This is a genomic window from Streptococcus sp. 2021WUSS109 (assembly GCF_044427305.1).
Classification (GTDB): Bacteria; Bacillota; Bacilli; order Lactobacillales; family Streptococcaceae; genus Streptococcus; species Streptococcus suis.
This window is the reverse complement of the sequence record NZ_JAOTGF010000004.1, coordinates 93,310-116,086: the sequence shown is the minus strand read 5'-3', so window position 1 is coordinate 116,086 and position 22,777 is coordinate 93,310. Positions and strand designations below refer to the sequence as shown.

18 protein-coding genes are annotated in these 22,777 nt (G+C 41.1%); 14 read left to right on the top strand and 4 right to left on the bottom strand.

The window, feature by feature from the left end; genetic code table 11:
- The first annotated feature begins 312 nt into the window (after positions 1–312).
- The 5 genes from ODU37_RS02625 to ODU37_RS02605 all read left to right on the top strand — a co-directional run bounded on the left by ODU37_RS02625 (position 313) and on the right by ODU37_RS02605 (position 5,282).
- The gene (locus ODU37_RS02625) at positions 313–723 is read left to right on the top strand and encodes a hypothetical protein (RefSeq protein ID WP_044753749.1); all 411 of its coding nucleotides are present in this window, start codon (positions 313–315) and stop codon (positions 721–723) included.
- Positions 724–796: 73 nt separating this feature from the next.
- Complete coding sequence (locus tag ODU37_RS02620) at positions 797–1,207, top strand: DUF1492 domain-containing protein (protein WP_024400800.1); 411 nt, start codon at positions 797–799, stop codon at positions 1,205–1,207.
- A 361-nt stretch (positions 1,208–1,568) separates the two neighbouring features.
- Positions 1,569–2,018, top strand: a complete 450-nt coding sequence (locus ODU37_RS02615; protein WP_002936148.1) for a thiol reductase thioredoxin — start codon at positions 1,569–1,571, stop codon at positions 2,016–2,018.
- Between the two features lie 132 nt (positions 2,019–2,150).
- Positions 2,151–3,668: a flavocytochrome c gene (locus ODU37_RS02610; protein WP_105159070.1), complete on the top strand. Its 1,518-nt coding sequence runs from the start codon at positions 2,151–2,153 to the stop codon at positions 3,666–3,668.
- A 267-nt stretch (positions 3,669–3,935) separates the two neighbouring features.
- Positions 3,936–5,282: a metallophosphoesterase gene (locus ODU37_RS02605; RefSeq protein WP_398580413.1), complete on the top strand. Its 1,347-nt coding sequence runs from the start codon at positions 3,936–3,938 to the stop codon at positions 5,280–5,282.
- A gap of 38 nt (positions 5,283–5,320) precedes the next feature.
- Here the strand turns inward: ODU37_RS02605 and ODU37_RS02600 are convergent, their stop codons facing one another.
- Together ODU37_RS02600 and ODU37_RS02595 are read right to left on the bottom strand one after the other, a co-directional pair.
- A complete protein-coding gene (locus ODU37_RS02600) occupies positions 5,321–6,628 on the bottom strand; it encodes a sensor histidine kinase (RefSeq protein ID WP_105159068.1) in 1,308 nt (435 codons plus the stop codon).
- Positions 6,625–7,338 carry a LytTR family DNA-binding domain-containing protein gene (locus tag ODU37_RS02595; protein WP_105159067.1) on the bottom strand — a complete coding sequence of 238 codons (714 nt, stop codon included), beginning with the start codon at positions 7,336–7,338 and terminating at the stop codon, positions 6,625–6,627. Before ODU37_RS02595 ends, ODU37_RS02600 begins: the two co-directional genes overlap by 4 nt.
- Positions 7,339–7,576: 238 nt before the next feature.
- On the opposite strand from ODU37_RS02595, the gene ODU37_RS02590 reads away from it, so the two are divergent.
- From ODU37_RS02590 to nrdI, 9 genes are all read left to right on the top strand, one after another.
- Positions 7,577–10,468 (top strand): glycoside hydrolase family 3 protein, encoded by a 2,892-nt coding sequence (locus tag ODU37_RS02590; RefSeq protein WP_105159066.1) that lies wholly within the window; start codon positions 7,577–7,579, stop codon positions 10,466–10,468.
- A gap of 55 nt (positions 10,469–10,523) precedes the next feature.
- Positions 10,524–11,003 carry a GtrA family protein gene (locus ODU37_RS02585; protein WP_249562315.1) on the top strand — a complete coding sequence of 160 codons (480 nt, stop codon included), beginning with the start codon at positions 10,524–10,526 and terminating at the stop codon, positions 11,001–11,003.
- Between the two features lie 362 nt (positions 11,004–11,365).
- Positions 11,366–13,765, top strand: coding sequence for a glycoside hydrolase family 3 C-terminal domain-containing protein (locus ODU37_RS02580; RefSeq protein ID WP_105159065.1), 2,400 nt, complete (start codon positions 11,366–11,368; stop codon positions 13,763–13,765).
- Between the two features lie 44 nt (positions 13,766–13,809).
- Entirely contained in the window at positions 13,810–14,823 is a 1,014-nt protein-coding gene (locus ODU37_RS02575; RefSeq protein ID WP_029173768.1) for a glycosyltransferase family 2 protein, read from the top strand.
- 69 nt (positions 14,824–14,892) lie between these two features.
- Positions 14,893–15,804, top strand: a complete 912-nt coding sequence (locus ODU37_RS02570; protein WP_105202044.1) for an aldo/keto reductase family oxidoreductase — start codon at positions 14,893–14,895, stop codon at positions 15,802–15,804.
- A gap of 9 nt (positions 15,805–15,813) precedes the next feature.
- Positions 15,814–16,266 (top strand): GNAT family N-acetyltransferase, encoded by a 453-nt coding sequence (locus tag ODU37_RS02565; protein WP_105159063.1) that lies wholly within the window; start codon positions 15,814–15,816, stop codon positions 16,264–16,266.
- Between the two features lie 94 nt (positions 16,267–16,360).
- The gene (gene aspS, locus ODU37_RS02560) at positions 16,361–18,112 is read left to right on the top strand and encodes an aspartate--tRNA ligase (protein ID WP_249562314.1); all 1,752 of its coding nucleotides are present in this window, start codon (positions 16,361–16,363) and stop codon (positions 18,110–18,112) included.
- Positions 18,099–19,037, top strand: a complete 939-nt coding sequence (locus tag ODU37_RS02555) for a YitT family protein (RefSeq protein WP_079396488.1) — start codon at positions 18,099–18,101, stop codon at positions 19,035–19,037. Before aspS ends, ODU37_RS02555 begins: the two co-directional genes overlap by 14 nt.
- 75 nt (positions 19,038–19,112) lie before the next feature.
- Positions 19,113–19,565, top strand: coding sequence for a class Ib ribonucleoside-diphosphate reductase assembly flavoprotein NrdI (gene nrdI, locus ODU37_RS02550; protein ID WP_024407725.1), 453 nt, complete (start codon positions 19,113–19,115; stop codon positions 19,563–19,565).
- 151 nt (positions 19,566–19,716) lie between these two features.
- Here the strand turns inward: nrdI and pulA are convergent, their stop codons facing one another.
- On the bottom strand, positions 19,717–21,768 hold the full coding sequence (gene pulA, locus ODU37_RS02545; protein ID WP_249562313.1) for a type I pullulanase: 2,052 nt from the start codon (positions 21,766–21,768) through the stop codon (positions 19,717–19,719).
- Positions 21,769–21,791: 23 nt separating this feature from the next.
- On the bottom strand, positions 21,792–22,775 hold the full coding sequence (locus ODU37_RS02540; protein ID WP_002936122.1) for a LacI family DNA-binding transcriptional regulator: 984 nt from the start codon (positions 22,773–22,775) through the stop codon (positions 21,792–21,794).
- Positions 22,776–22,777: the final 2 nt, after the last annotated feature.

The following is a 22,777-nucleotide window of genomic DNA, read 5'->3' as shown; positions in this document are numbered from 1 at the left end:
AAACATTTATCCATCATCCGACCCAATCGAACGTTCCAAAGAAAGATAAAAAGCAAGGTACCTGTAAGCTTCACTTATAGAGTAACATAATAGTTGAAAAATAGGGTTAAAAAACCTCCTTTTTGTGTGCCCTAAATACAAAAACTATTCCCGTTTTGTCATGAACTGCTCAGACGGGAATAGTTTCTTTAGCTACTTAAATGCTTAACTTAATGACATTGGGTATCACCCTCCCTGCCGCCTAGGCGGCCCTTCACGCCGTCACTGTACATTTTTTTTCGCGTTAGCAAATGGAATTAGGAGGAGAAACTATTGGCTGAGTATGTTAGATATTGTTCTGAATGCGGAAAGTGTTTTGAAACTGCTTCAAATGTTGCAAAGTACTGTAGTGACGGGTGTCGAGAGATTGCAAAGAAAGAACGCCAGCGTAGATTAATGAAAGAAAGACGCCTGAAACAAAAGGCGCAAAAGTTAATATCTAGGAAGTCATTTACTAACAAGAAAGCTCAAAAACTAACTAGACCGGAATATACTGATCCATATAAAAAACGAATGGATAAAGCACGTAAAAACAAGGATTGGAAAACTTACTATACTCTTTTTAAAGAGCAATACTTGGCCAATGAAAAAAACTGGGCTTATTCAGGAAGATATGTTGTGAACGGTTTTGAAATCCATGACCCTGATTTTGTTTTGAATGTTGTTGAAACAATTGAGCGATGAAAAAAAGCCAGCCTGTGGCTGACCCCGTTTGAAATAGAATTGTTATTTATATTATAACAAACGGAGGTAAATTATGGATGTAAAAGAGTTAAAAAGGCAACTGAAAAAAATCAGAGGTTTGGATTTTGAAATTAAGCAATTAAACTTTGAACTTCAATACATTGAGGAAGGTTTATTCCAGCGTTCAAGTTTCGCAAATACCAAGGTTCAAGTATCAAAAGTGAATAATATGGCTAACAATATTATTAATACAGTCGAACTTAAAGATGAGCTTACCAAGAAATTAAAAGCTAGAGTGGAGGAACGGAATAGATTAACTAAACTAATTGATATATTGGATGATCCAATGCAAAGAACGGCACTTCGTTGCTACTATGTATTACACTATGAAATTTATAAAATCAGTGATGAATTACAATGTTCAGAAAGTGCTTGTTATAGAATAATACGAACAGCTTTGGTAGAGTTGGCCAACCAATTGTGAAGATAACCGAATATAAGCCCGTGCTTTCATGGTATAATACACTTATCAGCAATCAAAAAAAGCGTAGCTGATCACTACGCTAGTCCTGCCTGCTGAACTCATAATTTGAACTGTTTGGGTTATTTTTTGGGGGTACTTTGGTAGCTTTTTTGCTCCCCTTTTGGCGAACTTTTAAGGAGTTTCAAAGACTGTAAAAAGTCATGCTATTTTTTATAAAACCTTATTATAACAAGCGTTTAGGAGCTTTAAAGACATATAAAGTTAAGCGGTTTTTACTATACAACAAAATGCTCTAAGATTTGTATCGATATTTTAAAAGCCCTATTTACAAGGGCTTTTTGTCTGTATTTGAGGAGGGATTATGTGGCGTAAGTATTTTTTACTAGTGCTATTAGCTATTTTGGTCGTAGGTGGGGCCTTCTTTCTATCTCAATCAGCGGCTACGCCAAATGAATCAGACTATGTGAAGGCTGTAAAGAGTTACCAGGCTATTTCGATAGATGAAGTGGAGCAAAAGGTCCAAGACGAGGAAGAATTTATATTATACATAGGTCGTGAGACATGCCCTTATTGTCGTGATTTTGTTCCGAAATTAACAGAGGCAGTAGAGCGATCACGTGCGACTATCTACTATTTGGATAGCGAGTCGGATCCGAATGGAAAAATACAACAATTTCGACAGAGTCAAGGTCTTGCTACGGTTCCTAGCTTAACCTACTATAAATCAGGTAAATTATCTGGAATACTCCGTAAAGGGAGCCAAGCAACGCTATCCGAAATAGAGAATTTTTTAGCTCTTCAAGGGCAGTAAATAGTTTTAAGAATGTATGAAGCGGATATCATACATTTTTTTGTTCATGTTTGTGAAAATATTTCAAAACAAATTGAAAAACATTTCACAATCTTGTATAATACTAATATCAGATAAAAATTGGAGGTTTATATGAAAAAGAAAGCTTGGTTAGGCTTGTTGATGAGTCTACTTGCTGTTTTGTTTTTAGTGGCGTGTGGAGGTAAGTCTGAAAAGACAGCTACGTCTTCATCATCTACGACTTCTTCTTCATCAGAAGAAGCTGTTTCAGGTGCATCTGAGAAAGTTTATACAGATCCATCTGAGTTGAAAGATAGCTATGATGTTATCGTAGTTGGTTCAGGTGGTGCAGGGATGTCGGCAGCTATATCAGCTAAAGATGCTGGCGCTAGTGTTGCTCTCTTGGAAAAAATGCCTGTTATCGGTGGTAATACGGCTAAATCATCAGCTGGTATGAATGCTTCACAGACTAAATTCCAAGAAGCGGAAGGTATTGCTGATACAAACGATAAGTTCTATGAAGAAACACTTAAAGGCGGTAAGGGAACAAATAGTCCTGAATTACTTCGTTATCTTGTAGATAACTCTGCTAGTGCAATTGACTGGTTGGATGGAATGGGAATTACTCTTAGCAACCTTACTACAACTGGTGGTATGAGTGAGAAACGTACCCACCGTCCAGCAGATGGTTCAGCTGTTGGTGGCTACTTAGTAAATGGTCTTTACCACAATCTTGTTGAACGTAAAGTACCAATTTTTGTCAATGCAGATGTTAAAAAACTCCAAGACAAGGATGGGGCTGTGACAGGTGTTGAAGTGAAGATTGCTGGTGAAACTAAGAAAATCTCAGCTAAAGCAGTTGTATTGGCGACTGGTGGTTTCGGTGCTGATTTGGAAATGGTTGCTAAATTAAACCCAGCATTGAAAGGTTATGTTACAACTAACCAAGAAGGTTCAACAGGTGACGGTATTGCACTTGCTGAATCAGAAGGTGCAGCAACTGTTGATATGGAACAAATCCAAATTCACCCAAGTGTTGAGCAAGAAACTTCTTACTTGATTACAGAAGCAGTTCGTGGCGAAGGTGCTATCCTTGTCAACTCAAAAGGTGAGCGTTTTGTTAACGAATTGGAAACTCGTGATAAAGTTTCTGCGGCTATCAATAGTTTGGATCCAAACTATGCTTATGTTATCTTTGATGATGCCTTGAAAGATCGTGTGAAAGCTATTGCTCAATACGAAGAAAAAGGTCTTGTAAAAACGGGTGCTACACTTGCAGATTTGGCTAAAGAAATTGACCTACCTGCGGATACACTTCAAACAACGTTTGATACTTGGAACAAGGCTGTAGCAGATAAGAATGATGCGGCATTTGGTCGTACATCAGGTATGGACCATGCTTTGAATACTGGTTCTTACCACGCGATTAAAGTTGCACCTGGTGTTCACCATACAATGGGTGGTGTGAAAATCAATACCAATACTGAAGTATTGAAAACAGATGGTTCAGCAATTTCTGGTCTTTATGCTGCTGGTGAAGTAACTGGTGGTGTTCATGGTCAAAACCGTATTGGTGGTAATGCTGTAGCAGACATCATCGTATTTGGTCGTCAGGCTGGTGAACAAGCAGCTGGATTTGCTAAGAAATAAATTTTAATATGAGGGGTTGGCTACAGTCTAACTCCTCTTTTTGTATTGTCGTCATTCATCTAATACTCAATAAAAATCAAAAATAGCAAGTCTAAGCTACTTATAACATGTGAAACCTTAATTTATAAGTTTGAGTTGAGGATTGTGGATTTCAAGTAGCTGTTTTCTTCTAAAAAAATAACAAAATCGAAACGCTCCATATCCACTTTGAGTGGTAGGTGGATATTTTTGATTTTAAATGAGTATAAGATGATATACTTTTAAGGTATGAAGAAGAAAATAGTATTATTGTTAGGAGCTATTGCAGCCATTGTTTTGATTTGGTCTGCTATTACTGGCCAGCGTCAGCAATCCTATGTCGAGGCTGAATTAAGAGACCAAGATAAAATTTGGATTATCACAGATTTGCATTATTTATCACAGGATTTATTTGATGATGGAGAGGCTTTTTCTTATATCGAAAAAACAGCTGCTGGCAAGGATTTACGTTATGGAAAAGAGCGGATGGAGGCCTTGGTTGAGCAGGTTGAGCGTGAGCAACCATCCTTGTTACTAGTCAGTGGGGATTTGACTCTCAATGGTGAAAAGCAGAGCATGGTTGACTTGGCGCAGTATTTTACCCAGATTGAAGAAAAAGGAACGGAGGTTTTGGTCATTACTGGCAACCATGATATTGCCAGTGGCTGGGCTAGGGTCTTTAAGGGAGACCAGCAGATAGTGACGGATCAGGTCACCGCCCAGCAATTTTCAGATATATTTGACAATCATGGCTATCAACAAGCCAGCAGTCGTGATCAAGCCTCATTGAGCTATCTGGGCAAGCCATTTTCCAATGCTTGGTTTCTGATGATAGATAGCAACATCTACTCTGACGGCTACGGCAAAGGAGCTCCTCCAACCAATGGACGTATCAAAAAAGAGACCTTGGATTGGATAAATGTACAGCTTCAGGCAGCCAAGGAAGCTGGAGTGAGCTTGATACCTGTTGTCCATCACAATGTCTTGCAACAGCATGCCATGCTCTCAAAAGGCTATACTTTGGATAATGCTGCCGATTTGAAGGCCTTGTTCAATCAATATGGCATTCAATTTGGTTTTTCGGGACACACTCATTCTCAGAATATTGTTGAAGAAGACTTGGGGCAAGTCAGCTATACTGAAGTGGTCAATGGAGCATTTTCTATTTACCCAGCTGTTATCGGCCAATTGAGCCTTGATGATACAAGCATTCGCTATCAAAAAACTCAACTTGATATGGCTTCGTGGGCAGAAGAGCACCAACCTAGTGATCCAAATTTGCAGAATCACGTAAAGTACTTACAAACCGTCTTTGACAATATCAGTGACATCATGGTCCACAATGTGTTGAACGATGAACGGTGGTATGATGGCGAGACAGCGGATGCTATTTCACACTTTATCATGCCAGCCAATCGTGCTTATTTTTCAGGAGAAAAATTGAATCAGACTTGGCTTGATGAGACGGTATTTCCAAGCCAAGCCTATCAGACCTTGCAAGCGGCATCACCGAGAAGTTTCTTGGCTGATTATCTTGATGTGATTATAAAACGGAGTCAAAGTCGAGATGTGGAGCAAGTGACGGTTTCTAAATGACGAATAGAAAGAAAATCCCGCCTTTAAACGGGATTTTTCTATGCTTGTAAAGGGAGAATGATTTTTAGTTGAACCCAATTATCTTCCTTGCTAAGTGTGAGACTGCCACCGTATTTATTGGCAACATACTCCATACTCTTAAGACCGAATCCATGGTAGTCCTTGTTTGTTTTTGAGGTTTCAGGGAGCTGTCCTGTGGATAAGTCTAGTGAAGAAGTATCGTAGTTGTCTAATCGAATGATGAGAAATTGCTGATGGCTGGCAACCTTTAAAGTAATCAAGCGTTGTTCAGGGTTATCTATTTTTTCAACAGCCTCGATGGCATTGTCAATGGCATTTCCAAACAGAGCTGAAATATCCATTACATCCATAAAATGAAGGGGCTCTCCCTGAACAATACAGGTAAAGTTGATTCCATTTTGCAAACAGTAATAATTTTTCTGGCTGAGAATGGTATCTAGAACGGGATTTCCTGTTTCAATCTTGGCATCAAGGGTCTGGATCACCTCGCTCATTTCCTCCAGGTATTGCTCCTTTTTTGTTTTATCCGATTCTTGCTGAATGATGGTCAGTTGATGCTTTAAATCATGGACCTTACGGTCAAGAATCTCACTGTTTTCACGATAGGCTTGATATTGCTTGTATTGAAGTTGGAACATATTATTGATAGAAGTCAATTCCTGTCGTAAATAGCGATCGTATTGTTGAGATTCTTGGGTGAATAGGAGCAGAAGACCAGAGAGATTGACGGTTGTCCTAAGAATGAAAATGCTGGTCGAGTCTTGAAATTGGCGCGTGCCTGAGAGGATAAAACCAATATTACTAAGAACAAATATAGATAAGGTTGTAAAGACGGCTACCGTCACATCTCGCTGCTCAATGAATTTATCCAATTCTTCTAAGTGAACCTTTTTATCTTGTAGATAGATGAGCCAGTAAGAAAGTAGAGAAGTTATCAACAGAAATAACCCCTGTGTCCACAAGTTATCCACAGGCTGGTGATAAATCGTCAAACAGTAGAGATGCCAAGTAATGGAGGCTACTAATTCGGCAATGATAAAGGCTTTTGCTGTCAAATAGAGACTAGTCCTCTTGTGGATAACTCCAAGAAATCGAATGGAAACAAGCATCCAAGCGATATTGATGCCCATTCCCACAGTCCAAAAGAGCAAGGGGAGTTTGCCAGCCGCTAGTTGAAGTAAGATTTGTATGAGGAAAATCAGGAGGATGCGGAACTGTTTGCGTGACCATTTTTCAGACAAAACAAGTGAGGAACATACCAGTAGGCAGGCCAAGCTTTCTGTTAGTGCAGTATAGAAACGTGGAATATCAGGGAAATTGATCATAGTAGGCTATCTCCGATGAAGTTGGTTAGAGCTGTCATAAATTCTTTTTTCCTTGGGCGGCTAATCGGCAAGGCTGTATTTGTGACGTAAACTAGGCTACCTTCCACTTTTTGAACGTGGGAAAGATTGATGATATAAGCTGAATGGGCTCGTACAAACACTTTACTGTCTAACATGGCTTCGAGATTCTTGAGACTATTATGGGTAATCGTTAGGCCACCGTCAACTGTGTAGATGTAAACCTGATGTCCTTGACTTTCTAGGTAAACAATATCTTCTTGATAGAGTTTTACGGTGGACTGCTTGCTTTTAATATATAAACTTTGTTTCTCTTCGCTATCGGGTAATTTTCTAAGAATTTTTTTAAAATGTTCCTCAAAGACAAAAGAACTCAGTGGCTTGAGCAGAAAATCAATAGCTTCAACTGAATACCCTTGAATCGCTACGTGAGAATGATTGGTCACAAATACTAATAGAACCTCTTTGTCCACAGACCGAATTTTTTGAGCGGTGGTCATCCCGTCCATAATTTCCATCTCAACATCTAGGTAAATCAGGTCAAATTGTTTTTGATAGTCACTAGTGATATGGAGACCGTCATTAAAACAGCTGATTTCCACTGCAATCCCAGCTTTTTGGCAGTAGGTTTTGATGTAGTTGGACAATCTATCTTGCTCAATTTTTTGATCTTCTACAATCGCGATTTTCATAAAGCACCCCTTTTATTTTCTATCAGTATATCAAAATTAAAATGAAATTGTTAGCTATATTTTAGAAAATCAAACGATAAAATAGCAAGAGTAGGATTATTCTTGTCAATTTACAAATTATGAAGGTTAAATGACAGATTATGAAGAAAGGGTTTTCATTAAGTATGTTAATTGATATAGTGGACTCAAGAAAAAGAAAAGGCTTACATGAAAGCCGAAACGTTTAGGAGGAAGTCTTATGAAGACTTGGAAAAAGAAAGGGGCTCTCTTGAGCCTAGCAGGAGCTCTGCTATCAGGAAAAATAGTCTATGCAGATAGCTATCCAAGTAGCTATCAATCATGGGATGCGGTCGGGATTGCAAAAACAGTATTTATCTGTTCTGCTGTAGTTGTCCTTGGCTTATTGGGATTTGCGATTTATCGCGTAGTGAAGGAAAAATCCCTCTCTAGCAAGAAGAAAAAGTTGGGCTTTGGCCTCTTGGCTCTCTTGAGTATCATTATCGTTGGAGCTAACTATGCTGTCAATATGTTTGTCAATGTGATCGACACCTATTTTGCGCCGTCTTATGCAGATGCTGCTAAAATTGCTGATGCAGAAGAAGTTTCTAAGTCCTTGGTAACGACCATTCAAGAAGAAGGCACTGTCTTGCTTGAAAACAAGAATAAGACCCTACCACTTGAAAAATCATCCAAGGTCAATGTCTTTGGCATTTCTTCTGTAGCCATTACTTACGGAGGATCTGGTTCAGGTGCTGCAGATGAGTCCAAAAACATCAATCTGCAACAAGGTCTTGAAAATGCAGGTTTTGAAGTCAACAGCGAACTGACGGATTTCTACACAGAAAACCTTCCAGAAAAAGAAGGGACGAATATTTTCTCTCTCAATGGTGGAGATTACAATATCTACGAGCCAACTCAAGACAAATACTCAGAGGAACTGCTAACAAACGCGAAGAACTTTTCAGATACAGCCTTGGTAGTCATTTCTCGTAATGGTGGTGAAGGTGCAGACCTTCCACAAAACATGGCAGAATACCAACAAGGTGACAAGGACAAGCACTACCTTGAACTTCAAGAAGTTGAAAAAGCCATGTTGAAAACTGTAACCGAAAACTTTGATAAGGTTGTTGTCTTAGTCAACTCTTCAAATGCTATGGAGCTTGGATTTTTGGAAGATGCAGGTGTCGATGCAGCTCTATGGATTGGTGGTCCTGGCTCAACCGGCTTGACTGGTGTAGCCAATATCTTGGCAGGGGAGGTCAACCCATCTGGTCGCTTGGTCGATACCTACGCCTACGACTTGGAAAGCAACCCAACCTACTGGAATACAGGTGACTTCTCTTATTCCAATATCACCTATGAAAAAACTCCATGGGGAGCAAAAGAGCCACAAATCTTCAATTACAAATTCGTCAACTACCAAGAAGGCATTTACTTGGGCTACCGCTATTATGAAACACGTTTTGTTGACAATGCGACTGGTCAAGTGGATGAATCGGCCTATGACAAGGTTGTTCAATACCCATTTGGTTACGGTTTGAGCTATACTAACTTTGACCAAGAAATCACTAGCATGAAAGAAAAGGGTGACAAGATTGAGGTCAATGTCAAGGTAACCAACACTGGAGATGTGGCTGGTAAAGAAGTAGCACAAATCTATTACACAGCTCCATATACGGAAGGTGGTGTTGAAAAATCTCACGTGGTCTTGGCTGGTTTTGATAAGACAGAAGTGCTTGAACCAGGTAAGAGCGAAGAATTAACCATTTCCTTCGACCGTGATGATATGGCATCTTACGACGAAAAGACAGAAAAAGCCTATGTCTTGGATAAAGGTGACTATGAAATCAAACTCATGAACAATGCGCATGATGTCTTGGATTCAGAAACCTACACAGTTGATAGCAAAGAAGTCTTGAAACAACGTTCATCTGATAAGGCTGAAGTAACCAACGCCTTTGAATATGCTGTGGGCGATATCAACTATGTAACCCGTGCGGATTGGGACGGTACTTTGCCAACCGAACGCACAAAAGACAAAGAAGCAAGTGAGCAAATTGCTACAGAAATTAACAACGCAAACTTCCGCATTGACGAATCATCTGAAACACCAATTGACACTGTGACAACAGAAGGCAATGGACTTCGTTTGGTTGATTTGATTGGTGCAGACTATGATGATGAGCGTTGGGAACAACTAGTTGCTCAAATGTCTGTTGATGAAATGGTCAACTTGGTTGGCTTTGGTGGTTATGCAACAGGAGCAGTCAAATCAATCGATAAACCAGCTGTTGTTGACTTGGACGGACCTGCTGGTATCAACGGTATCTTCCAAGGTATCAAAGGTATTCAATACAACTCAGAGGTTGTCGTTGCTTCTACTTGGAACACAGACTTGGCAGAAGAAATGGGTGATGCTTTTGCTAAAGAGGCATTGGCACACGGTATTGTTGGTCTATATGCCCCTGCAGTGAACATCCACCGCTCACCATTCTCAGGCCGTAACTTCGAGTACTATTCAGAAGACCCACTGATTTCAGGTAAAATGGCAAGCTCACTGGTAGCAAAAGCTCTTGAAAATGGTGTCTATACTTTTACCAAACACTTTGCCCTCAATGACCAAGAAGATAACCGAGAAGGTGTTGCAACATGGTCAAATGAACAAGCAATACGTGAAATCTATCTGAAAGCCTTTGAAATTCCTGTCAAAGAAGGTGGAGCGACTGCTATTATGTCATCCTTTAACCGTATCGGCACCCTTTGGGCAGGCGGTAACGGAGACCTCTTGAATACAGTTCTTCGTGACGAGTGGGGCTTCCGCGGTATGGTTATCACAGACTATGATGGTCAAGACTACATGAGTCCAGACCAAGCTATCCGTAACGGTGGCGACCTCATGTTGACACCAGTAGGGGATGTACCAACAGCATCCTCAACAGGTACTGAAGAAGGTGTTGCAGCACTTCGTCAAGCAAGTAAGAACATCTTGTACACCGTTGCTCATTCTGCAGCCTTTGACATCTACAAACCAAAAACTAAATGGTGGATTGTTGTATTGGTAGCAAGTAATATTGCCCTTATCGGCTTGACAGGTCTTGGACTCGTTAAGTTGACAGGTAAGAAAAAATAAGAAAAAGAAGTAGCATAACAAGGGGGCTTTTCCCATTGTCTTTCAAGGAGACCGTATGCAAGAATGGATTGTCAAACACCCAGATTTGTGGGAGTTTATCAAGTTTAATGTGTTATCAAACATTGCAACCATTACAAACTTCTGTGTCCTTTGGTTGTCAACTAATTTCCTCTTTACAGCCCTGTCAAGTCAGCCATTTGATTGGTTTATCTTTCATTATTCCGTAGAAAATGGCGGTTTGAACGGCTTTCTCTCCTTCCTCTTGGCTTATATAGCAGCGCAGGTTGTCAACTATATCGTCCAAAGGAAGTTGGTCTTTGGAGCAGAAAATGATATTTCCAAAACCCTCCATTGGTATATCTTGACTGTTGTCGTTGCAGGAATTTTGTCCATCGTGCTGCCGCCTTACACCACTCAACTCTTTACATCTTGGGGCTTGAGCTTGGGCTGGGCACAGACAGCGGCCAACTGGGTCAATATTTTCGTTCAAGTGGCTGTCAACTATCCAATGATGAAGTTTGTAATCATGAAATAATACTCTTCGAAAATCAAACTCAGCCGTTGTTGACTTGATTTGATGAGTGGAAAGCTCCAGTGGAGGTTTCCAGCCTGTCGCTTGACAATAATAAAGCGACAGAGTTCTATCTGCTCATATCGAAACGAACTAGGTTCGTCCTATCTCCCACCTCCAACAGCCTATTCTCAGACTGTTGGAGCTAGCCTGATTTTGATTTTCATTGAGTATAAGAAGTAATAGGAGCAATCTCCCTAGTATTTTCTGGGGAGATGTTTTCATAGCAGATTATGTCCAAAATCATACAGATTATGAAGAAAGCGTTTTAATTGCTTGTGTAGTCTGATATGATAGTGATAAAGAAATAGAATGAGGAAAAGATGATGAAGCATCAGGAGATTATTAATCGTTTAACGTTGGAAGAAAAAGCTGCACTCATGTCTGGAAAATCTGTTTGGGAAACTAAGGATTACCCTGAAAAAGGAATTCCATCTATCTTTTTGTCTGATGGACCACATGGTATTCGCAAGCAAGAAGGCGAAGGAGATCACTTAGGGCTGAACGCTTCTGTTCCTGCCACCTGCTTCCCGACAGCTGCTACCTTAGCAAATTCTTGGGATGTGGAACTGGTTGAACGGGTCGGACAAGGTCTTGGCGCAGAAGCAAATAGCTTGGGTGTCAATGTCATTTTGGGGCCGGGGCTTAATATTAAGCGCAGTCCCTTATGTGGTCGAAACTTTGAGTATTATTCAGAAGATCCATATCAAGCGGGAAAACTGGCGGCCGCAATGATTCGGGGGATGCAGTCGCAAGGTGTTGCGGCAACGCCTAAGCATTTAGCTGTAAACAGTCAGGAATTGCGCCGTATGGCTTCAGACTCCATTGTAGATGAGCGTACACTGAGAGAGCTATATCTGACAGGATTTGAGATTGCGGTGCGTGAAGGAAATCCAAAGGCAATCATGTCTGCCTATAACAAAATAAACGGCGTCTATGCTAATGAAGACAAGCGCCTCTTGCGTGACATTCTACGTGATGAATGGGGCTTTACAGGTTTTGTCGTATCGGATTGGGGAGGTTCTAATGACCATGTTCTCGGTGTTGAAAATGGTAGTCATTTGGAAATGCCAGGTACTAAAAAGGTCGGTCAAAAGGAAATTATTGACGCTATTCAGTCAGGTCGTCTGTCCGAGCAGGTATTGAATGAGCGCGTGGATGAGCTGATTGATGTAGTTTTAGAGTTAGCTCATGCTGAAAAACGATCTGTAGATTATTCTGAACAACATGAATTGGCCCGTCAGGCTGCCACTGAGAGCATTGTGCTATTAAAAAATAAGGATCAGATCTTGCCCTTATCTAGTGAGACAAAAATAGCTCTCATCGGAGAATTTGCCCAAAATCCTCGCTATCAGGGAGCAGGTTCTTCTTTAATCAATACAAGACAATTAGATAAAACAGTGGATTGCATCGCAGATTATCCATTAAATGTCATTGGTTACGAACAAGGCTATCAACGTGTAGATAAAGAAGACAGGGTGTTAGTTGACAGGGCTGTCAATCTTGCAAACCAAGCGGAACTTGTTCTTTACTATATGGGGCTAGATGAAATGAGTGAAAGTGAGGGCTTGGATCGTCATCATATAAGTCTCCCTAAAAACCAGTTATCCTTACTGAATGCCTTGGTAGGGACAGGTAAAAAAATCGTTGTTGTCCTATCAGCAGGCTCAGTTGTGGATATGAATTGGGATGTGGATGTAGATGCGGTTCTTCACGGCTATCTATCAGGAGAAGCTGGTGCCAGAGCCATGTTAGATACCTTGACAGGACGTGTCAATCCATCAGGAAAACTAAGCGAAACCTATCTTATTAATCTTGCAGATGTTCCATCTTCGGATGACTATCCAGCGGAAGGCGATTTTGCCCTCTATAAGGAAGCTCTCTATGTAGGCTACCGTTACTTTACAAGCCTTGACAAGGCTGTCAAGTATCCCTTTGGTTATGGATTGTCCTACACAGACTTTTCTTACAGTCAATTGGATGTGACCGAATTAGGAGTCACAGTCACTATTACAAATACTGGTCTGGTTGATGGTGCTGAAATTGTCCAATTGTACGTAGGCAAAGAAGATAGTCAGATTTACCGCCCTGCAAAGGAGTTAAAAGGCTTTAAAAAAGTATATGTAAAAGCAGGCGAGTCCAAACAGATTTTTATTCCTTTTGAGGACTATACGTTCCGTTATTTTAATAAAGAGACAGGCCAATTTGAAGTAGAGGCTGGAAATTATCTCTTGTATGTAGGTGCAAGTAGTCAGGATATTCGCTTAGTTGGCGAGATTACCCGAGAAGGCACTGTAGACCAATTTCCTGCTTCAGAACAGATTCCGACTTATCTGACAGCCCAAGTGCAGGCTGTCTCATCGCAGGATTTTGAACAATTGCTTGGACGTCCAGTTCCAGAAGAAGCCTGGAAAATTGGTCAAGAACTGAGCCTGAACGACCCAGTTTTGAAACTCCAATTTGCGAAGAGTGGGTTGGCACGTGGCGTGCATAAACTATTGGCTGGCTTACTGAAAAAAGCAGAGCAGAAAGGGACTCCTGATTTGAACCTGTTATTCCTTTATAATATGCCATTTAGGGCTATAGCTAAGATGACAGGAGACATGCTCGATTTACCGATGGTGGAAGGGATTCTAATCATTGTCAATGGTCATTTTTTCAAGGGCTTAGGCCAACTATGGAGAGCCTATCAAGCAAAAAGAAAATATCAAAAGCAACTTTCCTGAAAATGTGATAAAATAGTAACAAATTGTGTCAAATGGAGAGAAAGATGACCTTACTAAGCATTGCCATACCGAGCTATAATTCGGAAGCCTACCTTCATTACTGTGTTCATTCCCTTGTAATGGGTGGGGACAAGGTTGAAATTCTGATTATTAACGATGGTTCGACTGATCGGACTCAGGAAATTGCAGAGGAACTTGCTAATCAATTTTCGAATGTACGAGCTATTTATCAAGAGAATAAGGGTCATGGCGGAGCGGTTAATACAGGGATACGTGAGGCTAAGGGTAAGTACTTTAAAGTTGTAGATTCAGATGACTGGGTCGATACTAGGGCCTATTTGAAGATCCTAGAGAGTTTGCAGGCTTTAGAAGATGAAAATACGCCAGTTGATGCCTTTATCTCCAACTTTGTTTATGAAAAAGAGGGGCAATCTCGTAAAAAATCCATGTCTTATCAGGATGTTTTACCAGAAAATCGGATTTTTGGCTGGGAGGATGTAGGTGCCTTTTCTAAGGGTCAATACATGATGATGCATTCCTTGATTTACAGGACAGATTTGTTAAGGGAGGTTGGTCTCGTTCTACCAGAGCATACTTTTTATGTGGATAATATTTTCGTATTTACTCCTTTGCAGGCTGTGAAAACTATGTTCTATCTGCCAGTAGATTTTTATCGTTACTTTATTGGGCGAAATGACCAGTCTGTCAATGAATCCGTCATGATTAAGCGCATTGACCAGCAGTTAAAAGTCAATCGAATCTTGGTAGATAATTTAGACTTGGAGGCCATTGACAATCCTGATTTACGAAGTTATTTGCTCAACCATGTGGAGATTACGACCATTATCTCCTGTGCTCTTCTCAATCGTGCTGGAACAGCTGAACACATGATGAAAAAGCAGGAACTCTGGCACTATATTCGGGATAATAATCCAGCTCTATTTAAAATCGTTCGAAAAGGGTTACTCGGGCAATTAACCAACCTTTACGGTTACCCAGGTCGAAAAATTTCCAATGCCGTCTATAAAATCGCGAAAAGAATTTATGGTTTTAACTAAAACTCAGTTTCGGCTGAGTTTTTCTGTTATAATAAGGAATATGAAAAGCGTTTACAAGGGAGAAAATAAATGCAAAGATTAGGACAAACAGGTCTAGAAGCTTCACGAATTGCTTTAGGCTGTATGCGAATGGCAAGTTTGAGTGGGCAGGAAACAGCTAAAGTGTTAGATACAGTTGTTGGACAGGGAATTAACTTTTTTGATCATGCGGATATTTATGGTGGTGGTGAGTCAGAAATCCGTTTTGCTCAGGGGGCAAAATTGGCGGGATTGAAACGTGAGGACCTGCTTCTCCAATCAAAATGTGGCATTCGTAAAGGTTATTTTGATTTCTCAAAAGAGTATATTTTGGAATCTGTGGATGGGATTTTGAAGCGCTTGGATACGGAATATTTAGATGTTCTCGCCTTACACCGTCCGGATGCTCTCATGGAAGCAGAGGAAGTGGCAGAAGCCTTTTATCTCTTGAAAAAAGCAGGGAAGGTTCATCATTTTGGCGTCAGCAACCAAAACATTTACCAAATGGAGTTATTACAATCCTATCTCGATCAACCGCTTGCAGTTAATCAATTACAGCTATCTCCTGCTCATACGCCTTTGATTGATGCTGGATTACATGTCAATATGAAAGATGCTGCTGCGACTATGCGTGATGGTGGGCTGATTGATTATTGCCAGCTTAAAAAAATCACTATCCAAGCCTGGTCTCCTTTCTTGATTGATTTGCAACGAGGTATTTTTGCCAACCATCCTGACTATGCTCTTTTAAATCAGACCATTGGGGAAATAGCAGAGCGATACAATGTTTCACATGAAACAATTGTCGTAGCTTGGATTTTGCGTCATCCAGCAAAGATTCAAACGATTGTGGGTTCTATGAATCCAGAACGCTTGACAAAGATTGCTCAAGCGAGCCAGATTACCTTAACCAGACCAGAATGGTACGAGATTTACAAAAGTGCAGGCAACATTCTGCCCTAGGAGGAATGTATGAAGTGGGAAATAAAAACATTTGAACAACTTAGTTTACATGAACTTTACAATAGCTTGACACTTCGGACCGATGTCTTTGTTGTAGAACAAGCTTGCCCCTATCCAGAAATAGATGGAAAGGATCCAAACTGTCTTCATCTTTTAGGAACAGACAATGGGGAGTTAGTGGCTTATTTGAGAATATTGCCGGCTGGTCTAAGTTATGATGAAGTTTCCATCGGACGTGTGGTCATCAAGCCAAGTCATCGTGGCAAAGGTTTAGGTAGGCCAATGATGGAGCAGGCTATCCATTACATTACAACCGAATGGGAGGAAAGTCAGATTAAAATCGGGGCCCAAGCCTATTTGGAAAAATTCTATCAATCGCTTGGCTTCGAACCTATTTCTGAAGTATATTTGGAGGATGATATCCCACATTTGGATATGTTATACCGTAAACCAGTCAACTAGGGCTGGTTTTTCGATTTTTCTCGGCAATTTCCCCCAAAAATCAGCCAGTTTATGGTAGAATGAATAGGTATAAAATCAGTAAAAGAGGAAGAAAATGAAACGTTCTATGTACGCTGGACGTGTTCGTAAGGAACATGTCGGACAGGAAATTACTTTGAAAGGCTGGGTTGGCCGTCGTCGTGACTTGGGGGGTCTGATTTTCATTGACTTGCGTGACCGTGAAGGCATTATGCAATTGGTGATTAACCCTGAGTCAGTTGAAGCTGAAGTGATGGCAAAAGCGGAGAGTCTTCGTTCCGAGTTTGTTATCGAAGTAACAGGAACGGTTGTGGAGCGTGAACAAGCTAACGACAATATCCCGACAGGAGCTGTTGAACTGCAAGTAACCAGCTTGACAGTGTTGAACACGGCTAAGACAACTCCGTTTGAGATCAAGGACGGCATTGAAGCCAGTGATGATACCCGTCTTCGTTACCGTTATTTGGATCTTCGCCGTCCAGAAATGCTCAACAACTTCAAATTACGTGCAGCTGTAACCCACAGCATTCGCAATTATCTGGATGACTTGGAATTTATTGATGTGGAGACACCAATGTTGACTAAGTCAACACCAGAAGGTGCACGCGACTACTTGGTACCATCTCGTGTGTCAAAAGGTCATTTCTATGCCCTGCCACAAAGTCCACAGATTACTAAGCAGCTGTTAATGAACGCTGGTTTTGACCGTTACTACCAAATCGTTAAGTGTTTCCGTGATGAGGACTTGCGTGGGGACCGTCAACCTGAGTTTACACAGGTGGATTTAGAAACCTCATTCTTGAATGAAGTTGAAATCCAAGACATCGTAGAAGGCTTGATTGCTAAGGTCTTGAAAGATACCAAAGGAATCGATGTGACCTTGCCATTCCCTCGTATGGCCTATGACCATGCTATGAACTTCTATGGTTCAGATAAACCAGATACTCGTTTTGAGATGCTTTTGCAAGACTTGACAGAACTTGTCAAGGAAGTTGACTTCAAAGTCTTCTCAGAAGCACCAGTTGTCAAAGCCATTGTGGTCAAGGGTGCGGCGGATAGCTACTCACGTAAAGACATTGACAAATTAACAGAATACGCCAAACAATTTGGTGCCAAAGGACTTGCTTGGGTGAAAGTTGATACGGGAGAATTAGCGGGCCCAGTTGCTAAGTTCTTGACAAGTATTACAGATAAGTTGACAGCAAGTTTACAACTTGAGGACAAGGACCTGGTCCTCTTTGTGGCGGATGAATTGGAAGTAGCCAACAATACCCTGGGAGCTTTGCGTAACCGCTTAGCAAAAGAGCAAGGTTTGATTGACGAAAGCAAATTCAACTTCCTCTGGATTGTAGACTGGCCAATGTTTGAGTGGTCGGAAGAAGAAGGCCGCTACATGAGTGCCCATCACCCATTCACCTTGCCGACAGAAGAAACAGCTCATCATTTGGATGGTGATTTGGCAGAGGTATGTGCAGTTGCCTACGATATTGTTTTGAATGGTTATGAATTGGGTGGCGGTAGCCTTCGTATCAACCAAAAAGACATGCAAGAACGGATGTTCAAGGCTCTTGGTTTCTCAGCTGAAGATGCGCATGAGCAGTTTGGTTTCTTGCTTGAAGCTATGGACTACGGCTTCCCACCACATGGTGGATTGGCTATCGGTTTGGACCGCTTTGTCATGTTATTGGCTGGTGAGGATAACATTCGTGAAGTTATCGCCTTTCCGAAGAATAACAAGGCATCTGATCCGATGACGCAGGCACCAAGTACGGTTGCCTCAGCACAATTAGAGGAATTGGCTTTAGACATTACACTTGAAAATGAATAAATTTTTCAGAAAACAGCGTGTACGCTTTTTAAGAAAGGCCAGAAAGAATAAGTTTTGGTCGGTCATTTTGGGAATTTCTCAGGAAAAATATGCTGAACGGATATCGGGGTCCATTATTTATGGACTCCTATCTAGTATTGCAGTCAATTTTTTCTTTAGACCAGGGAATGTCTATTCGTCTGGAGTTACTGGTCTTGCACAGATTGTTTCTGCTCTGGCAGCTTCTTACACTGGTTGGAATGTACCGATTGCGGTGGTCTACTACGGTCTGAACATCCCCTTACTTATCTTAGCTTGGTATAAAATTGGTTATAAATTTACTATCTTTACCTTTATTACAGTATCCTTCAGTTCTTTCTTTATCCAATTTATGCCGCCAGTTACCCTGACGACGGATCCGTTAGTCAATGCTATTTTCGGTGGTCTCATGCTGGGAACTGGGATTGGCTTTGCGCTTAGGAACAATGTATCCAGTGGTGGTACTGATATTGTCTCTATTATTATTCGCAAGAAGACGGGACGTCAAGTTGGCTCCATTTCCTTGATTGTCAACATTATGATTATGTTGATTGCAGGGATGACCTTTGGCTGGCAATATGCCCTGTATTCAATGGTTGCGCTGTTTATCTCCAGTCGCATGACAGATGCGATTTTCGTGAAACAAAAACGGATGCAGGCCATGATTATCACCAATCATCCTGAACGAGTCATTAAGAAAATCCATAAGAAGCTCAATCGCGGTGTGACCATTATCAACGGTGCTGAGGGTGCTTATAACCATGAGCAAAAGACGATTCTCATTACCATCATCACTCGTGCAGAGTTCAATGATTTCAAGCATATTATGAAAAAGGCAGACCCCAAAGCCTTTGTATCGGTAGCTGACAACGTTAATATTATTGGTCGGTTTGTGGAAAGTGACTGATTGACAAACACTACATGTAGGAGTAAAATAGTATTTACAGTCTACATGTAGTGTTTTTATATAAAGAGGAAATGTATGAAGAAGAAAATATATTTGGTTTACATCAGTTTGAGTGGCAATACAGAAAGTTTTGTGAAACGCCTAAAGTCCTTTTTCCAATTTCAAACTGACTGGGAGGTTGAACTGGTCCATGTCAAAGATTTGGTCAAGCAGGATATTCCTTTCTATCAGCTAGATGCACCCTTTGTCGCCTTTTTACCAACCTACTTAGAAGGTGGAAATGGAGTGGACAACGGAGATGTGGAAATTCTGACCAATCCTCTCGGAGATTTTATCGCTTTGGGGACCAATGCAGAGCTCTGTCTGGGTGTCGTTGGCTCAGGCAATCGAAATTTCAACAACCAATATTGTCTGACTGCTAAGCAATATGCTGAGCGATTTAATTTTCCTGTTATAGACACCTTTGAACTTAGAGGGATGCAGAATGACATTGAACGCATTGGTCGGAAGATAATGGAATTGATGTAAAGAGCCTCAACTCAGTTTTATGCTGGGTTGTTTTTTTGACACACAAAAAAACTCACCAGTGTGACTAGTGAGTTTTAAGGAGATTATGAAAAATATTTAGGATTGACTATAGTATACCTCAGACTATATCGTGTTTCATCGGTCTAAAGTCCTATTTGTCTTCTAAAATGCAAATACTCTGTCCTGCAATCGTGATTTCTTGCTGATCACGCTCTTCGACTGGAGGATAGTTGTAGAGAACTGTCTTATCTTTTTCACGTTCATAGGTAAAGTCGCTATCCGCAAAGTTGATGATAAATTGAATGGTCTTTTCTTCACTTGTCACTTGATAGCGAAGAACATATTCAGTTAACCAGTAGAAATCACAAGTTTCTTGGATACTTTCGTAGTTATCCTGGCTGAGTATTGGATTATTTTTGCGGAAGGTAATTAATTCCTGAATGAATTCGATATGTTCCTTATAGCGAATAGCTCGTGTCCAGTCCAGACGGTTGATACGGTCAGGGACATTGTAAGTATTATCTATTTCATCTTTTGTACGGAAAAATTCCTGTCCGCTGTGAATGAAGGCCATACCCTGAGAGATTAAGATGAGCTGGAGACCAAAACTTGCAGCACGTTTCTGCTGTTGAGGTGTCCAGTTTGGATTCTCAATATGGAAATAGTCAAATGCTGTAGCATTATCATGGCATTCGATGTAGTTGAGGGACTGTTGAGGCGTTAAGAAATGGCTTAATCGGCTACCAGTCAGGAGATGTTGTACTTTTTCGTGCAATTGCTTATCTACTAGACGGTTTGGATTGAGCAAGAGTTTCTTAAAGGTATCACGGTAATCGTCATTGAAGAAGCTGATTTCAGGTAACTGCTCTGCATTGTACTGATGAGCCAGCTTTTCAAATTCGAGGCCTGTTGCCATTTTCCATCCTTCACCATAGAGGTAGACATTTGGGTGAATGGCAGATAATTCAGTTTGAATCTGATTGATTGTTTCGCTATCTAAAATACCCATAAGGTCGAAACGGAAGCCATCAAAACCATAGAGTTCTAGCCATTGGCGAAGGGATTGTTTGATGTAGTTGCGGACCATACTGCGCTCGCTGGCAACGTCGTTACCGCAGAATGTCCCGTCTGTTCGCATGCCGTGGTCATCATAGCGATAGAAGTAGCCTGGAACGATGAGCTCAAATGCGTACTTTTCAGCATGATAGACGTGGTTGTAAACAACGTCCATAATAACGGAAATATCTGCATCATGGTAGGCCTGAATAGCTTCTTGTAGCTCTAGAATACGTGCGTAAGGATCATTTGGTTGGCTAGAATAGGAACCTTCTGGCAGATTGTATTGCATAGGGTCGTAGCCCCAGTTGTAAACAGCTTGGGGTTTATTTTCATCCACACTGCCAAAATCATAAACAGGCAATAATTGAATATGGGTAACGCCTAGTTCTCTGATGTAATCCATTCCTAGCTTCATTCCATCCATGGTAGGAGACTCTGTCAATCCGAGAAATTGACTGCGATGCTTGAAACCAGCTTCTTTTTGCCATGAGAAATCACGGACGCTCATTTCATAGATAATGGCCTGAGAGATAGGTCGTTGGGTCTTAGCACGACGGATTTTATGAAGTTTATCTGGATTGATAACGTAGCTGTCACCTGAGTTGGCTGTGGAAGACAGGGCGTAGGGATCGTGAACGGAAATCCATTCACCGTTTACTTTGTGGAGATAGTGATAGCTGTGGGCTTCTAGGTCTCCTTCAACAGTAATTTCCCAAACTCCTTTTGCTCCCTTAGTCATTGCACGTGGGTTTCCTTCTAGAACAAGAAAAACTTGCTTAGAAATAGGTGCCCATAACTTAAAGGTTGTTGCCTCTGGTCGATAGGTTGCTCCCAAGTCTTGCCCATTGTATGTATAACTTTGTTCAAAAAGTGTAGAGCGAACGATATGACCATAGCCGAGTTCAGCTTTATTACGGTCCTGGTCGTAGATGGTATAGTCCTTGTCCAATGTCAATGCATGGAGGCTGGTTAGATAATAGATAACGAGATTGTCTACTTCTAGACAGGAATGGATAAAAAGTTGAGACGTAGCATCATTTGATTCGAGTGAAAAGCTCATATGTTCGGAGTCGAATCGTTTTTCCATGACCAAGCGAATAGTTGCTACATCATCAAGGAATGCTTGGAATTGTCGTAATGCCATGAGCCAAAAGGCTCCTTTCTAAGTTAGAGTTCGGTAATGGTATGTGGAATGACACGTCGGTAGCAGACTTGCTTGTCTTCCTTGTTGTCATTGATGATTTGGTGGAGGGTGTTGAATGCGACACGTCCTAGTTTAATAGCGTGGACGTCAACGTAGGCTTCAATATCTAGTTTTGGCTTGACGGAGTCGAAAGAAATGATAGGAAGTTTGACTCCGACTTCGTTGAGATATTTGACAACACCTTCGGCAACGGAAGTGTCGGTTGTGACGATTGCATCCAGGTCTTGTTTGAGTAATTTCTTAGAAATTTTATAGGCACTGTCTTCGAGAAGGAAGCCAGACACAAACTTGACCTTGTTTTCATCCAGGGGAATATTATGCGATTTAAGGGCGTTCTTGTAACCTGTATAACGGTCTTGAGATACGACCAACTCTTTGTTACCAGCGACGAAGGCAATGTTTTTGTAACCTTTATTGATGAAGTAGTTGGTAGCTTCAAAGCCGGCCTGGATATTATCATTATCAACTAGTGATATGAATGGAGAATCCGCCTTACCAAGAATGAGGAAGGGGAATTTGTGTTGGATAGCCAATTGTACCAATGGATCGTCGGGCTTGGAATAGAGGAAGATGAGGCCGTCCACTCGTTTGCCGTAGACCATCTGAGAAATCGCTTCTAGACGTTGTTCTTCATTCTTTCCTGTTGAGATTTGGATGGCATAATTATGATCTGCCGCAACTTGAGAAATTCCACGTAAGGCAGTAGGGAAGAAGGGGTTTTGATAGAAAACATCCGAGTCATCTGGCAAAACCAGTCCGATAACCTGTGTATAGCTAGAAACTAGGCTTCGAGCATTGAGGTTTGGATGGTAGTTGAGATCCGCCATGGCTTTCCGCACCAAGTCTTTCGTTTTTTGGCTAATGGCAGAGCTATTTTGAATGACACGAGTAACTGTAGATGGCGAGACACCAGCTAATTTGGCCACATCTTTGATGGTAGCACGCATAT